Source organism: Methylobacter tundripaludum SV96 (assembly GCF_000190755.2).
Classification (GTDB): domain Bacteria; phylum Pseudomonadota; class Gammaproteobacteria; order Methylococcales; family Methylomonadaceae; genus Methylobacter_A; species Methylobacter_A tundripaludum.
Genome location: NZ_JH109154.1, coordinates 147,028 through 161,197, shown reverse-complemented (window position 1 = coordinate 161,197; position 14,170 = coordinate 147,028). Strand labels below are relative to the sequence as shown.

The following is a 14,170-nucleotide window of genomic DNA, read 5'->3' as shown; positions in this document are numbered from 1 at the left end:
CAATGCCTTAAATACAACGGGTTTGTTAGGCGGTTGAGCAGTACGCTTATAGCCTCAGCGATTACTTTACCCTCTACCTGGGGGTTCGGCGCTTTTGGCGAGTCCGTGTTCAATCCAGAGTAAGGCTAGAGCCATAGAAACCCCATGGTTTTATTTATGAGGTCAAGAACGAAAGATGGATCTCACTGCCGTATCGGCGAATGATATCCTGTTTAGCAGCACGATACGCCTCAACATTACCTTTATGGCCTGACTTTTCTACAGAACGCCGAGCCAACTCATCTGAAATCACATCCATGAAAAGCTCGGCGAGCAGCAGTCTGGCTGCATCACGAAAATGTCCCCGGCCATCCACATAAAGTTGCACTGTCGGCGCACCGGTATTGATGATGATTTTACGTTCCTCAGCGCTATATACCGCTCGGTCCAGCTCGTTATTAAGGTTACGGAACTCATAGCCCACGAACATATCGGCACCATGATCCCGAGGCTGCCCTCTTTTTGCAATATGACTGGAATAGCCATGGCTGTGTCCGGAAGCATGCTCCGCCACAGCAATTTCACACCAGGCCCAATACGTTCCCGTCCGTGCATTGATCTCTCCATGCTCCCCTGTTGTATCGCCCACAATTGTCCATTCGATCCGCTGGGTTTCACCAAGCTCGCGAACCGCTATCGCCGTCGGAGCGGGTTCGATGTGCATGGAATCGGGCAGCACATAGTTGAAGGTTAATACCTCGTCATCCGAAAACTGGCTCGGATCAAGCAGCAAGGCAACGTGGAAGGTATGATTGACCTTGCGATAATAGAAAGGCGTGGTAAAACGCAGCGCCGCCGGAAGTTCTTTCTCAACGAAAGCACCCGCTTCCAGGTCAGAGGCCGGCGGCAGTACGATGCCCAAGTCTTGTATCGCCGCCCGGCTCATGCGTTGAAGCAGGTGCTCGATCATATGACCGGTTCGACCGGACGTTGTAGCGCGTTCCAGATGCTTCAGTTTTTCTTGCTCCGCCAACACATAGGGCGCGATCATTTTACTGACGGCTTGGGAAAAAGCCTCGACAAAGGCATGCTTATGATTCAGGCCCTCCCTTTCGTCGCTAATAATTGCCATGCCTTGGCCTAATTTTTCGAGCAAGGCTGCACAACGCACCGTGCCAAAAAGATACTCCGTCCCCACCTGGTTTTCATAGTCAAACAGCTGACAGTCCAGCACTGCCATGTCAGACAGGATAATCAGCCCATTCGTCCGTTCGTCGCCCTTTAGGGTTAATTCCACATTCTGCGCGCGCTTCAGGGTCAGTGTAAAAGGGTATTCCTGCTGTTGATAGATAAAGCTCCCAGCCTGATCTGGACCCAGCAGTAAAATTGCAGGTAGCTCCTCGTGGAGCACCGGTCCTCGGCGCTCTATTTCTTTCCCATGCTGTAGGTGCAGCAGTTCCACATTTCTTCGCGTCAGCAAATCGCGCAGATAGATATTATTGGCTACCGCCTGCACAACGGAGCGATAGTGGGATATGTTCACATGCGAGTTCTCAATGACGATGGTTACTTGAGTGCCGCTGTCAAATAGGCCTAAGCGGCTATAATCTATCGCCTTTGCCGGCCGGTCACCGTCATAATCTTCAAATAAATAGTCGTCATCTTCACTGCGGAATAATTCAATGCGGGAAAATCGTCCGGCATGAATTGTTTCGATCCAGCCGTGACCGAGTCCATAAATAGCCTGCTTCAAGCCACGTCCGAAATAACCGCGCCCGCCGCCTTCGCCGCGCGCCAAGGGGCTATGGGGAGCGCCATAGGCCAAAATAGAACAGACCCGTTCGAAGGACATCCCTTCCGCCTGGTCGGTGACCACCAGCAGCGCGCCGGCCTGATGCCGTTCATACTTGATACGAATGTGGCCAGACACTTGCGTCCCAGTCTTTTCCAGACGGGCATAGCTGTCATCGGAGTTGGTAATCAGCTCGATCAATGCCTTTTCTACAGAAGCAAAGCGGCGCGAATCGATATCGATTACCCGTTGGTCAACGGGCACTGCTGCAATTGCCATACAATCTACCTCCTTTAGCCGATTATTTTCCTTCCCATCACATCACCCGGTTAAAGGGTTCATGCTCGCATTCTTTAATATTAATGGAGCTTGACCACGGTTATTCTGCCTCTTGAAAGTGGACGAATAGAAAATCGTGGTCTGTCTCCCAATCCTCGCTCGATTGCTTCCCGCAGGGAATATTTGTTATCGTCTTTGGCCGCAAAATGCTCACACATTATCAGATGATCTATCTTCCCAACCAAGGATCGACAGTACATATTTTGAGCTAAATGCACAATATGTAGGAAAACTTATATGAATTAACCCGAAAATTCAGCTGCATCTATATTCTAAAGTCGGTTCACATTTTTAAACATGGAAGCAACTTGTAAAGTTTACCGACCTCCCAATGACTTATTTTGGCTGATACTCGCTATTCGTGGCTTTAGAAAAGGCAGTCGCCGCAAATCCTACAAAACAGACATTCGAAACTACCCTGCCCTAGGAGACTGTCGGATTTAGCAGTGCAAAAAGTGTTAAAATAACCCTATCGAAACACCAAATCAAAAAACAAAAATGGCTACCCAATTCATCCTGATTGATCGCGATACCCCCTACATTCTGCCCCCGTGTGTTCAGGATTATTTGCCTGAAGATCATATGGCCCGTTTTGTTGTCGAGATTGTCGATCAACTGGATTTACGGACGCTATCAGCCGTCTATGCGGGCAAAGGAAAGCGCCCCTATCATCCGGCGATGCTGTTGGCGTTGCTGTTCTACGGTTACGCGACCGGCGTATTTTCCAGTCGCAAACTGGAGAAAGCCACTCATGACTCGATGGCCTTTAAATACATCTGCGCCAACGAAAACCCAGATCACGACACCATCAACAGCTTTCGCAAGCGCTTTGGCAAAGAGATCGAAAGCCTATTTGTCGAGATATTGGTACTTGCACAAACCTTGGGGCTGCTTAAGCTGGGTACGGTGAGCCTGGACGGCACCAAGATTAAAGCCAATGCCAGCAAGCATAAAGCCTTGAGCTGGGATTACGCCAATCAACTGGAAGCCCAGTTCAAACAGGAAGTTGAAACCTTGATGAAACTGGCTGAAGCCGCCGACAATTCCCCGCTTCCAGAAGACATGGATGTACCCAAGGAACTCAAACGCCGCCAAGACCGTTTAGCAGTGATTGCCAAAGCCAAACAGGAAATCCAGGCCCGTGCCAAGGCACGTTACGCGCAAGAAAAGGCCGAGTATGACGAAAAGCAGGCTAAGCGTGAACAACACCTGAGTGAAACCGGCAAGAAAATGGGCGGCAAGGCCCCCCAAGCGCCTACCGATGCGCCTCAAGGTAAAGATCAAGTCAGCCTGACCGATGAAGAGTCCCGCATCATGCCGACCCCTAATGGTTTTGAACAAGCCTATAACGCCCAAGCCAGTGTTGATATTGCCACCCACCTGATCGTTGCTCATCACATCACCCAACACACCAACGACAAACAAGAAATCGAACCGGCCTTAGCCAAACTGGAACAGCTCCCGGAATGCTTGGGGAGTGTTGACAACCTGTTGGCCGACACCGGCTACTTCAGCCAAGCCAATGTAAAGGCGTGTGCTGATGCAAAGATAAAACCGTACATCGCCCAAAAGCGGCAAAGCCATAACCAAGCCCTTGACGCCCGGTTTCAGCATCAGCCGGAAATAGGCGAAAGCACCTTACCGCCGGTTGAGGCCATGACCCATCGCTTAACAACCAAAGCGGGCAAAGCACTCTACGGCAAGCGAAAATCTACTGTCGAAACCGTGTTTGGCATCATTAAACACGTCCAGGGATTCAGGCAATTCCAGCTTCGAGGCCTGGAATCCGTCCAAAGTGAATGGAATTTAGTCTGTATAGGCTGGAATTTAAAAAGAATGCATGTATTAAGAGGGTGAGAGAGGAAAAAGAGCATTGAGCTGCCCATAAAACAGAACTATGGGCATTAAAAATCCCAATAAACCACTTTTTTAAATTTTAATCGTGATTAAGTGGGGAGGCTCGCTCTATTAATCCGACAGCCTCCTAGGATGATTTACAGGCTCAACCCGAACCTGAATGGCCATTAGACTTTTCATGAAGTAGACACTCAAAGGTTGGCTTAAGCGGCATGCGAAAACAAAAGGCTGAGGAATACCACTAATCGTAGTTTTTTGGTCCGGCGGTACTGTTAAGCACAACTGAGCAATTTGCTCTGTTTATTTGTTAATGCACGATATGATTTTTTCGTTATTTATCAATAGCCTATTGGTGACGACGCTTACCATGCGATTCCTCTCCGCCGCGCCGGCGTCCCATGCTTTTATTTCATCTGGCTGAAGAATCTTGCTAATCAGGGAGTGCGGTGATAATGTCCTTAGCACTGATTCACCTACCCCCAGACAAGATGATGATTGCCCATACCTTGGTCCTCCGAAATGTCCTCCGTCGCTTGCATTTAGGCTGATGAGCTCGATTGTCGGCATCTTGCTGGCCGCTGGAGCCAGCCGACGCTTCGGCGCAGACAAACTGACTCATATTTTGCCCGATGGCAACTTGGTGGCGGTGCGCGCCTGCCGCAACCTATTAGCCGGCACCGATGGGGTGCTGGCGGTGGTAAGACCAGGTAGCGAGGAGCTGACCGCTTTATTGCAGGCCGAAGGAGCGGAAGTCCGGGTCTGCGCCGATGCCGAGCAAGGCATGAGCGCGAGTCTTGTTTTCGGTATCCGTGCGTGCCCCGACGCCGCTGGCTGGCTGATCACTCTGGCTGATATGCCGTGGATTGAACCCGCCACCATCCGCAAGGTAGCGGATGCGCTTCGCTCGGGCGCGACCATCGCCGCGCCCTGCTGGCAAGGCCGACACGGGCACCCGGTAGGCTTTTCACAAATCTTAGGCCCGGAACTAGCTGCGTTGAGTGGCGATGACGGTGCGAAAACGGTGATCCAGGCGCATCTTGATCAACTTCGACTCGTTGATTGCGATGATGCAGGCGTGCTTCGGGACATCGATAAACCGGAAGATTTGCAATTTCTGACAAAATTTAAAAAAACATCGTGATCCGCGACATTCTCGACCTCCAGTTTGAACTGCGCAAAGCGCGCCGTCCTTATGCTCTAGCCACCGTAGTAGAAATACTGGGCTCATCCTCGGCCAAACCGGCGGCTAAGGCGCTGATCGACCTCTCCGGCAAGGTCATAGCCGGCTGGGTCGGCGGCGGTTGTGCGCAATCCATGGTGTCCAATGCGGCACTTGAATGTCTTGAAACAGGAGAACCTCGCGTGATTGAAATCGACCTGAACGACGAAATTTTCGGCGCGGGCATGCCGTGCGGCGGCAGCATGCGGGTGTATGTGGAACCGGTCTTGCCCAAACCGCTACTCTGGCTCATGGGGCATGGGCGCATCGTGGAAAGTCTTTGCGAATTCGCCTGCCGATTAGGATTCGAGGTGGTTGTCAATGACCCGCAGGCCACGGCGGAGCGCTTTCCCGCCGCCCACCGTATCATTAGCGACGATTGCCGTTATCAACAATTGCAGCCACAGCCTGGCGATTTCGTGGTGATAGCCACTCATCACAAGGGCGACTATGACTCCCTCACCTATGCACTGCAATCCGAAGCCCTGTATATCGCACTGGTTTCCAGCCGTAAGCGAGCGAATCTGGTTTTGGCGCGATTGGCACAGGAAGGTTTCCCGGAATCCGGCCTTGCCAAGGTGCGCGCTCCCGCCAGCCTGGATCTGGGCGCGAAATTGCCGGAGGAAATCGCCTTGTCCATCGTCAGTGAAATGGTGCTAGTGAGACGGGGTGGCCACGGCGAGCCCTTGAGTAAGGAGCTGTCGGCAACGGTAAATATAAGTGCCGATTAAAACCCCGTCACGAACCTCTGCTTAGGCGCCTTTACTGGCCCATGGAACCCGTGTAAGATTTCGTCCAATGCACTTGCGCCCAGTTACACAATGCGACGCGGGCACCTCGCACTTCTGATGATTGGAAGGAGAACCCCCCATGATTACGTTCAATATCAACGGCAAGCCCCGTCAGATCGACTTACCGACGGATACTCCCCTCCTCTGGGTATTGCGCGACCACTTGGGCTTGATCGGAACAAAATTTGGCTGCGGCATGGCTTTATGTGGAGCCTGCACGGTGCATCTCGACGGAGAACCCACTCGCGCTTGCGTGACGCCCATCTCAGCCGCCGTCGGCAAGAAAATCGTGACGATCGAAGCCATCGACCAGGACGCAACCGGGCAAAAGGTCCAGGAAGCCTGGTTAACGCTAGGCGTACCGCAATGCGGTTATTGCCAACCCGGCCAGATAATGGCTGCCACTGCGCTGCTCAAACAAAAACCCAAACCCACCGATGCCGATATCGACAAGGCCATGAGCGGCAATATCTGCCGGTGCGGCACCTATTGCCGAATACGCGCCGCAATCAAGCAGGTTGCCGGATTAACGGAGGTCAAGCCATGAAAAAGCCACTGGATCGCCCCGAATTGAGTGCTGACATCTCAATCGCAGATGACATCCTGCATATCGCCAACATCAGCCGACGCGCTTTTCTCAAGGATCTGGCCCTCACCGGATTTGTACTGGCCGCCGGCTTTCCCTCGCTGATTAGGGCAGACGAAACTGCCCTGCCCTCACAAAAGGGTAAGTATGGCGCCGATGCTATGCCGCACGGCTGGGTAGATAACCCGCTGGTGTTCGTCGCAATAGCGGACGACGGCACGGTGACCATCATTTGCCACCGTTCGGAAATGGGACAAGGCGTACGCACCAGTCTGCCGATGGTGGTGGCCGACGAACTCGAAGCCGACTGGCAGCGCGTACGGGTCGAGCAGGCGCCCGGCGACGAACCGCGTTACGGCAACCAAGACACCGATGGCTCCCGTAGCATGCGTCATTTCTTTATGCCCATGCGCCGGGTCGGCGCGGCTGCCCGCACCATGCTGGAATCGGCGGCGGCAGCGCAATGGCAAGTGCCGATCCAAGAAGTCCGTGCCGAGCAGCATCAAGTCCTTCATCCTGCCACCGGCAGGACACTCGGCTACGGTCAGCTGGCCAAGGCTGCGGCCAAATTGCCGGTGCCTGCTCGGGAAACCTTGCGTCTGAAGAAGCCTGCGGATTTTCGCTACATCAGCAAGGGGCAGCTCGGGATTTATGACGGACAGGATATAGTCACGGGCCGAGCCCAGTACGGCATCGACACCCGTCTTGAAGACATGCTTTACGCCGTGGTCGCGCGCCCACCCGTATTCGGCGGTAAGGTCTTGCGTTACGATGCCAAGGATGCCCTCGAGGTGCCGGGCGTGGTTAAGGTGGTCGAACTGCCGAGCAGCCCTCCCCCCGCTGACTTCAACCCGCTCGGGGGCGTCGCCGTGATTGCCCGCAACACCTGGGCGGCCATCCAGGGGCGCAAGGCGCTCAAGATCGAATGGAACAACGGGCCGCACGGCACTTACGATTCCGTGGCCTACAAGGCCGAGCTCGAAGCCGCCGCGCGCCAGCCAGGCAAGGTGGTCCGCAACGACGGTGACGTTGATACTGCGTTAAAAAGCGCGGCCAAACAGGTGGAAGCTGAATATTATGCTCCGCATCTCGCCCACGCCACCATGGAACCGCCCGCGGCGGCAGCCCGTATCGTCAAGGGAAAATGCGAAATATGGGCCTGCACGCAGTCCCCACAGGCATCTCGCGAGCGCGTGGCCAAATGGCTCAAACTGTCGGAAGACAATGTTACGGTGCATGTCACCCTGTTGGGCGGCGGTTTCGGACGCAAATCCATACCCGACTACGTCATCGAAGCTGCGCTATTATCGCAAGCCATGAACGGCAAGCCGGTCAAGCTGACTTGGACCCGCGAGGACGATCTGCACCACTCTTATTTCCATACGGTTTCCGTCGAACGGCTGGAGGCGGGACTGGATACTCAGGGCAAACCGGTAGCTTGGCTGCACAGAACGGTGGCGCCGACCATTTCGTCCACTTTCGCCCCCGACAGCAAGCACCAGATGCCGGCCGAACTTGGAATGGGTGTCATCAATGTGCCCTTTGCCATTGCCAATCTACGCATCGAAAATCCGGAGGCAGAAGCGCATACCCGCATTGGCTGGTTTCGTTCGGTTTCCAATATCCCACATGCCTTCGCCATCCAGTCCTTCGTAGCCGAATTGGCCGCTGCTGCGGGACGCGATCCCAAGGATTTCCTGCTTGACCTGATCGGCCCGCCACGCCGTATTGATCCGCGTACCCTTGGCGATACCTGGAATCAGGGTGAATCCCCCGAGGTGTACCCGGTCGACACTGGACGCCTGCGAAGGGTGATCGAAACCGTTGCGCGCGAGACGGGCTGGGGACGCACGCTACCCAAGGGCGCGGGATTGGGTCTGGCGGCCCATTACAGCTTCGTCACTTACATTGCGGTTGTGGTGGAAGTATCCGTCAACGAAGACGGTAAATTGAACATACCCCGCATTGATGTGGCCGTGGATTGCGGTCCGCAGGTCAATCCCGAGCGCATCCGTTCCCAGATCGAGGGGGCCTGCATTATGGGGATCAGCCTAGCCACGCTGGGCGAAATCAGCTTCAAGGAGGGTGCTGTAATGCAGGATAACTTCCATACCTACCAACTCACCCGCATGGATGAGGCGCCCCGCGAAATCCGGGTTCATCTGATGCCCACGCCCGAGTTCGACACGCCGCTCGGCGGGGTGGGTGAACCGGGCGTCCCTCCCATTGCGCCGGCATTGTGCAACGCGATTTTTGCCGCTACCGGTCAACGTATCCGCCAACTGCCTATCCGGGATCAGTTGCGGAAAGACTGAACACCTTTCAGCGTCACATTGGAACTCGTTGTCCGGCGCAAGTACACTTTTGTGTGTTCGTCGCTCCCTTTAGCATAAGTTTGAAATCAATGATGCGGCTGCGAAACTCTTCGGCACTTTTAACAAAAAAAAGATCAACCGGTGACGCATAAGGTACGCAATCTTGCACTCCTGATAAATAGAGTTTCAGTTGCGACCTGAATTGAAATCATTATTAGAAAGTGACTCGATTATGGCGACTCTGGTAAAAGTAAAGTTAGGCATTGTCAGTATTGATTTAAAACGAAAAAATTGATCGTCCGGTGTTGGCCGATTGAAGCAGTTCGTTGTCTTAATATTGCCCGACTAAATCTCAGTTTTCAAAACGGATAACTGTGTTTATACCAATGAAAAATTTAATAGTGTAGTGATTAACTGTTGTCGCCGATCACGAAATGACTGCGGGTAACGATCTCAGATTGACCAGGGTCTAAGATTCTTGACTTAGGCATTGCTGTGATACTTAGCTGGTCAGTCGAATATCGGCAGGATTCTCTCGAACCTATCAAATTGCGTCAACATGCACTGATTTAATGCGTTCTAGCAGTCTAAAAACACTACTTTGGTTCACTTTTTCGGAACACTCAGAGTTACTATTACGGGGTAATGGTTGGAAGAGCACGCCGGTTGTGGACTAGCAATAACCAAGCAATATCATCAACTATTGGCACAAATAATGCTGTTTCTTGATTGCCTCGTCCGACTTCAGGAAGACTAATAATGGGGGTATTCCGGCTTGAAGAGTTGTTACCTTATCGTTCAAAGTTGAGGGAAATCTGAAGTCAGCCTTACAGAAATGCACGATGCGAGGAAACTAATCGACGGGGTGCCTCACTCCAGAAAACTTCATGCTTCTCGATCGATTTTGCGAGGTGATAAATGCTCGATAAAACCCTGACCATCATACTGGCCGGCGGCGTGGGTTCGCGGCTGCATCCACTGACAGCCGACCGGGCAAAGCCAGCTGTGCCATTCGGCGGCAATTATCGGATCATCGACTTCACACTGTCGAACTGCCTACACTCTGGCTTGAGACGTATGTTGGTACTGACTCAATACAAGTCGCACTCACTACAAAAGCATCTGCGTGATGGCTGGTCTATCTTCAACCCGGAAATCTCCGAATACATCACGCCAGTGCCGCCACAGATGCGAACCGACCAATCCTGGTACTCCGGGACAGCCGATGCTATCCGCCAGAACCTGTACCTGCTTGAGCGCAGCAATGCCAGCCATGTGCTGATTCTATCGGGAGACCACATCTACCGGATGGATTATGCCGCCATGCTCCAGTTCCACCGTGACCAGGGAGCGGGGCTAACGATTGCTTGCATGCCTGTGTCACTTGTCAGTGCCAGCTCTTTTGGTATCATGTCAGTGGATGACACACAGCGAATTCGTGCGTTCGACGAGAAGCCGAAACATCCCAAGCCTATGCCGGACGACCCGCACCGCGCGCTGGCATCAATGGGTATCTATATTTTCAACATGGACTTGCTCATTCATGAATTGCAAGCCGACCACTGCCTTACTGCGTCAAACCATGATTTCGGCAAGGACATCATCCCACGACTCATTGATACGCATTGCGTATGTGCTTACCGGTTCGGTGGAGAAGCCGGGCGCGTAACGCAGGATAAGTACTGGCGCGATGTTGGCACAATTGATTCATATTACACAGCAAACATGGATTTGCTCGCGCAGGTTCCGCCGCTGGACCTGTATCAGCCCGGCTGGCCCATCCGCACCTACCACGGACAAAACCCGCCAGCTCGCATGGCCCCTGGATCTCTCGGACAGGAAGGGCAAGTTATCAATTCTCTGCTCGGCACCGGCACCGTTGTTTCCGGTGGTACTATCAGACATTCGATCTTATTTACTCAAGTCCAGGTGAATGAAAATGCTGTCGTCGAAGATTCGATCTTGTTTGACGGAGTGCATGTCGGCGCCGATGCGCACTTGACACGCTGTATCGTCGATAAAAACGTGCATATACCGCCCGGCGAGCGAATTGGGTTTAACCACGCCGCCGATGCAGCCCGCTTTGTTATCTCGGAATCCGGTATCACTGTGGTTCCTAAGAATTATCATTTTCTGACTAATGCTCCAGTCCAGCGCTAAGTTGATATTTAAATTCAGCCAGGTTCTGTTGACGTTTCATCTCAACCATAAAAGTACCGAGGAAAAAGACAGCATCCCCATGTAATTAATAGCCTTTTTATCGTGTCGCGTAGCAATTCTGCGATAGTGCTTGAGCTTGCCAAACATGCATTCGACGGCATGCCGCTCCTTATAATGCCAATAATCGCACTCAATTTCTTCTTTCCGGTTCGATTTTGGTGGGATTACGGCTTTTATTTCTCGACTTTTTAACCCTTCCCGCAACGTGTTTGTGTCGTAGGCTTTGTCCGTCAAAACGGCTGAGGCATTAACGTTTTCCAGCAAGTGTGCTGTGTTCAGCGACGATTGACTGCGAGTCGCCTTCTCCTACCATTTGCCTCTGTGCGCACCGCCATCCACGTGCAGCACTTCCCCTGTGATCTGCCGAGCTTCCGTCAGATAAACGACAGCGCCAGCAATATCATCAACCGTGGAGATTGAACCCATGGGCGAAAGCGTTTTCAGTAAGCCCTTCGGATCGTTGGCGTGAAGCGGGGTGTCGACGATCCCGGGGGCTACGGCGTTGAACCGGATGTGCTCTTTTGCGTACTCGGAAGCCAAACTTCTCAATGCGGCTTCCAGTCCGCCTTTAGTAATCATAGGAAGGGATGGGAACGCCGGCAATCGGATTCTCCACCATCGACGAGGTGATACTCACGATACTGCCGCCTGACTTTTGTGCCAGCATCTGTTTGACCGCAAGCTGTGTGATGTAAATGAAGCCTTCGAGGTTGGTCGAGACCAGCGCGCGAAAGTCTTCTGCTGTGTAGTCGATGAAGGACTTCACTGTGTAAATGCCAGCATTCGCGACCACAGCATCGATTGAGCAGAACGTCTTGATCGCGAGTTCCGCGACCTTCTGAGCTGTCTCAAATTGACCGATGTCGCCGTCGATCAAGGCAAGGTGGTCGGAAGCTGAAAGCTCTTTCGATTTCGTCGCGCTCCGAGAGGTTCCTACAACGTTGTATCCGCGCGCCAGAAACGCTTGGACAACGCCCGCGCCAATACCCTGCGAGGCTCCCGTAACGATGACAGTTTTATACGACTCCTTTGAATAGGGAAAGAGGTCGGGTCAACCTGCGCTTACTTTAGGCAACGCCAACAGTTTGATTAGTTCCTGGGCCGCCGCTGTTGAAGACGCCGGATTCTGTCCGGTGATCAGGTGGCCGTCGACGATCGCTAAAGGCTGCCAGTCGGTGACCTTTTCGAAGTGGCCGCCTAGACGCTTGAGTTCGTCCTCGACCAGAAACGGAACTATCTCAGTGAGGTGGACGGCCTCTTCTTCAGTATTTGTAAAGCCTGTGACGCGTTTCCCCTTCACGATCGGTTCGCCGTTAAACATTGCGTGATGCAATACGGCAGGACCATGACAGACCGCCGCGACGGGTTTGCCTGCGTTGTAAAACGTTTCGATCAAGGTATTCGAGACCGGATCTTCAGCCAGGTCCCACATCGGACCGTGACCGCCCGGATAAAAGATCGCGTCGTAATCCTGAGCCTTCACGTCGGACAATTTCGTCGTGCCGGCCAGTACGGCCTGCGCTTTGGGATCTTTCTTAAATCGGCGTGTAAGCTCGGTCTGTCCCTCGGGCGTGTCGCTCTTGGGGTCGAGCGGCGGTTCGCCGCCTTTGGGGGAGGCAACCGTAATGCGAGCACCTGCATCGAGGAACGTGTAATAAGGATATGGCTAACTATTACTTCCCGAAATCGAGTTGGCATACCGAAACCAGTTAAGTGATAATTACTGGAAAATTCACACTGAAAAAAGTTATAGAGTGACAGCATACCCAAAGGACATTGAACTAAAAATGCAACGGTTGTTTGCGAGGCTGTCAGAAAAAGATAAGCGAAGTTATGCGGCGATTGAGTCAGTCAAGTTAGGGCATGGTGGCATTGAATATGTGTCCGGTCTGTTTGGCATTGATCCCAAAACGGTGCGACGTGGATTGTCCGAATTGGATGTAGCGGAGGATCCCGCACCCAACCGGATCCGAAAAAAAGGGGCGGACGGAAAGGCATAAACGGGCAAAGTGAGTCACTGGAAAGCAACTTTCTCAAACTGCTTGGCGAATTCACAGCGGGCGATCCGATGCGTGAAGGCGTGTTATGGACGAACTTGTCGCGGAGCGAGATCAGCCGACGACTGGCTGAGATGGGGTCGCCAGCGAGTCGGCACACGGTTCGCAAGCTATTGAAAAAGCACGGCTTAGGACAGCATAAAGCGCGTAAGAAAAAGTCGCTGGGCAATCACCCTGACCGAGATGCGCAGTTTCAAAATATTGCCAAACTCAAGGCGGCGTATCAGAATGCAGGTGATCCGGTCATCAGCATGGACACCAAGAAGAAAGAGTTGCTCGGAAATTTTGCCCGCGAAGGCCACACCTATACGCAGACTCAGGTGGATACGCTGGACCATGATTTTCCCAGTGCCGGCGAAGGCAAAGTGATTCCGCATGGCCTTTATGATTTGGCGCGAAACGAGGGCTATGTCCACCTCAATACCAGCCACGACACCAGTGAGTTTTGCTGTGACAGTGTTGCACATGGGTGGCAGCAGCATGGCTGCACGCATTATCCTAATGCCCGCCGTTTGTTGCTGCTTTGTGATGGTGGCGGTAGCAACGCCAGTAATCGGCATGTCTTCAAGGAAGCGTTACAAAAGCTGGCCGACCGGCTGGGACTGGACATACGTATAGCGCACTATCCACCGTACTGCTCGAAACACAATCCCATCGAACATCGGTTGTTTCCGCATATTACGCGTGCTTGTCGGGGTGTTGTTTTTCATTCGCTCACCATCGCCAAGCAATTTATGGAGAAGGCGAAAACTAACACGGGATTGAACGTGACGGTTGATATTTTGACAGCGGTCTATGCGACGGGTAAAAAATGCGCCACTGATTTCCTCAAAACCATGACTATTGCGTTTGATGACTATCTTCCTCGTTGGAACTACCGAGCCATCCCTAAAGATTACTGATTTCGGGAAGTTATTTTTAGCCAAATCCTTAGCAAGCTGCCTAACAATCGGATAGAAGGCCGGATAATCCGGCAAGTACCGTAAACGTTGAGCAACCAGCCCAAAACAGTCAT

At 52.8% G+C, this 14,170-nt stretch carries 12 protein-coding genes and 1 pseudogene; 8 read left to right on the top strand and 5 right to left on the bottom strand.

Going from position 1 to position 14,170, the window contains the following annotated elements; all coding sequences use genetic code 11:
* Nucleotides 1-154 precede the first annotated feature (154 nt).
* A complete protein-coding gene (locus METTU_RS20445; protein WP_006893930.1) occupies nt 155-2,050 on the bottom strand; it encodes an ATP-binding protein in 1,896 nt (631 codons plus the stop codon).
* Nucleotides 2,051-2,608: 558 nt separating this feature from the next.
* Between METTU_RS20445 and METTU_RS20440 the strand changes: the two genes are divergently transcribed.
* The 6 genes from METTU_RS20440 to glgC all read left to right on the top strand — a co-directional run bounded on the left by METTU_RS20440 (nt 2,609) and on the right by glgC (nt 11,038).
* Nucleotides 2,609-3,967 (top strand): IS1182 family transposase, encoded by a 1,359-nt coding sequence (locus METTU_RS20440; protein ID WP_006889238.1) that lies wholly within the window; start codon nt 2,609-2,611, stop codon nt 3,965-3,967.
* A 547-nt stretch (nt 3,968-4,514) separates the two neighbouring features.
* Complete coding sequence (locus tag METTU_RS20435; RefSeq protein WP_006893926.1) at nt 4,515-5,108, top strand: nucleotidyltransferase family protein; 594 nt, start codon at nt 4,515-4,517, stop codon at nt 5,106-5,108.
* Nucleotides 5,105-5,917, top strand: coding sequence for an XdhC family protein (locus tag METTU_RS20430; RefSeq protein WP_006893925.1), 813 nt, complete (start codon nt 5,105-5,107; stop codon nt 5,915-5,917). Before METTU_RS20435 ends, METTU_RS20430 begins: the two co-directional genes overlap by 4 nt.
* Nucleotides 5,918-6,056: 139 nt before the next feature.
* On the top strand, nt 6,057-6,524 hold the full coding sequence (locus METTU_RS20425) for a (2Fe-2S)-binding protein (RefSeq protein WP_006893924.1): 468 nt from the start codon (nt 6,057-6,059) through the stop codon (nt 6,522-6,524).
* Nucleotides 6,521-8,878 carry a xanthine dehydrogenase family protein molybdopterin-binding subunit gene (locus METTU_RS20420; protein WP_006893923.1) on the top strand — a complete coding sequence of 786 codons (2,358 nt, stop codon included), beginning with the start codon at nt 6,521-6,523 and terminating at the stop codon, nt 8,876-8,878. Before METTU_RS20425 ends, METTU_RS20420 begins: the two co-directional genes overlap by 4 nt.
* Before the next feature lie 918 nt (nt 8,879-9,796).
* Nucleotides 9,797-11,038 carry a glucose-1-phosphate adenylyltransferase gene (gene glgC / locus METTU_RS20415; protein WP_006893922.1) on the top strand — a complete coding sequence of 414 codons (1,242 nt, stop codon included), beginning with the start codon at nt 9,797-9,799 and terminating at the stop codon, nt 11,036-11,038.
* A gap of 36 nt (nt 11,039-11,074) precedes the next feature.
* Here the strand turns inward: glgC and METTU_RS20410 are convergent, their stop codons facing one another.
* The 4 genes and pseudogenes from METTU_RS20410 to METTU_RS20400 form a co-directional block, all read right to left on the bottom strand.
* A complete protein-coding gene (locus METTU_RS20410; RefSeq protein WP_040581672.1) occupies nt 11,075-11,362 on the bottom strand; it encodes an IS5/IS1182 family transposase in 288 nt (95 codons plus the stop codon).
* Between the two features lie 42 nt (nt 11,363-11,404).
* Nucleotides 11,405-11,677, bottom strand: a complete 273-nt coding sequence (locus tag METTU_RS24160) for an SDR family oxidoreductase (protein ID WP_217182959.1) — start codon at nt 11,675-11,677, stop codon at nt 11,405-11,407.
* Entirely contained in the window at nt 11,667-12,107 is a 441-nt protein-coding gene (locus METTU_RS24155; RefSeq protein ID WP_217182972.1) for an SDR family NAD(P)-dependent oxidoreductase, read from the bottom strand. The genes METTU_RS24160 and METTU_RS24155 overlap by 11 nt, the downstream gene beginning before the upstream one ends.
* Nucleotides 12,108-12,149: 42 nt before the next feature.
* A pseudogene (locus METTU_RS20400) lies at nt 12,150-12,749 on the bottom strand (type 1 glutamine amidotransferase domain-containing protein); the annotation flags it as partial.
* Between the two features lie 136 nt (nt 12,750-12,885).
* Here METTU_RS20400 and METTU_RS24740 point away from each other — a divergent pair.
* Both METTU_RS24740 and METTU_RS20390 read left to right on the top strand, forming a co-directional pair.
* Nucleotides 12,886-13,098, top strand: coding sequence for a hypothetical protein (locus tag METTU_RS24740; RefSeq protein ID WP_040579624.1), 213 nt, complete (start codon nt 12,886-12,888; stop codon nt 13,096-13,098).
* Nucleotides 13,023-14,057 carry an ISAzo13 family transposase gene (locus METTU_RS20390; RefSeq protein WP_367301514.1) on the top strand — a complete coding sequence of 345 codons (1,035 nt, stop codon included), beginning with the start codon at nt 13,023-13,025 and terminating at the stop codon, nt 14,055-14,057. Before METTU_RS24740 ends, METTU_RS20390 begins: the two co-directional genes overlap by 76 nt.
* Nucleotides 14,058-14,170: the final 113 nt, after the last annotated feature.

Coding starts and splice junctions, on each gene's coding strand:
- METTU_RS20445 (WP_006893930.1), bottom strand. CDS start 2,050: ATGGCAATTGCAGCAGTGCCCGTTGACCAACGGGTAATCGATATCGAT.
- METTU_RS20440 (WP_006889238.1), top strand. CDS start 2,609: ATGGCTACCCAATTCATCCTGATTGATCGCGATACCCCCTACATTCTG.
- METTU_RS20435 (WP_006893926.1), top strand. CDS start 4,515: ATGAGCTCGATTGTCGGCATCTTGCTGGCCGCTGGAGCCAGCCGACGC.
- METTU_RS20425 (WP_006893924.1), top strand. CDS start 6,057: ATGATTACGTTCAATATCAACGGCAAGCCCCGTCAGATCGACTTACCG.
- METTU_RS20420 (WP_006893923.1), top strand. CDS start 6,521: ATGAAAAAGCCACTGGATCGCCCCGAATTGAGTGCTGACATCTCAATC.
- glgC (WP_006893922.1), top strand. CDS start 9,797: ATGCTCGATAAAACCCTGACCATCATACTGGCCGGCGGCGTGGGTTCG.
- METTU_RS24160 (WP_217182959.1), bottom strand. CDS start 11,677: ATGATTACTAAAGGCGGACTGGAAGCCGCATTGAGAAGTTTGGCTTCC.
- METTU_RS24740 (WP_040579624.1), top strand. CDS start 12,886: ATGCAACGGTTGTTTGCGAGGCTGTCAGAAAAAGATAAGCGAAGTTAT.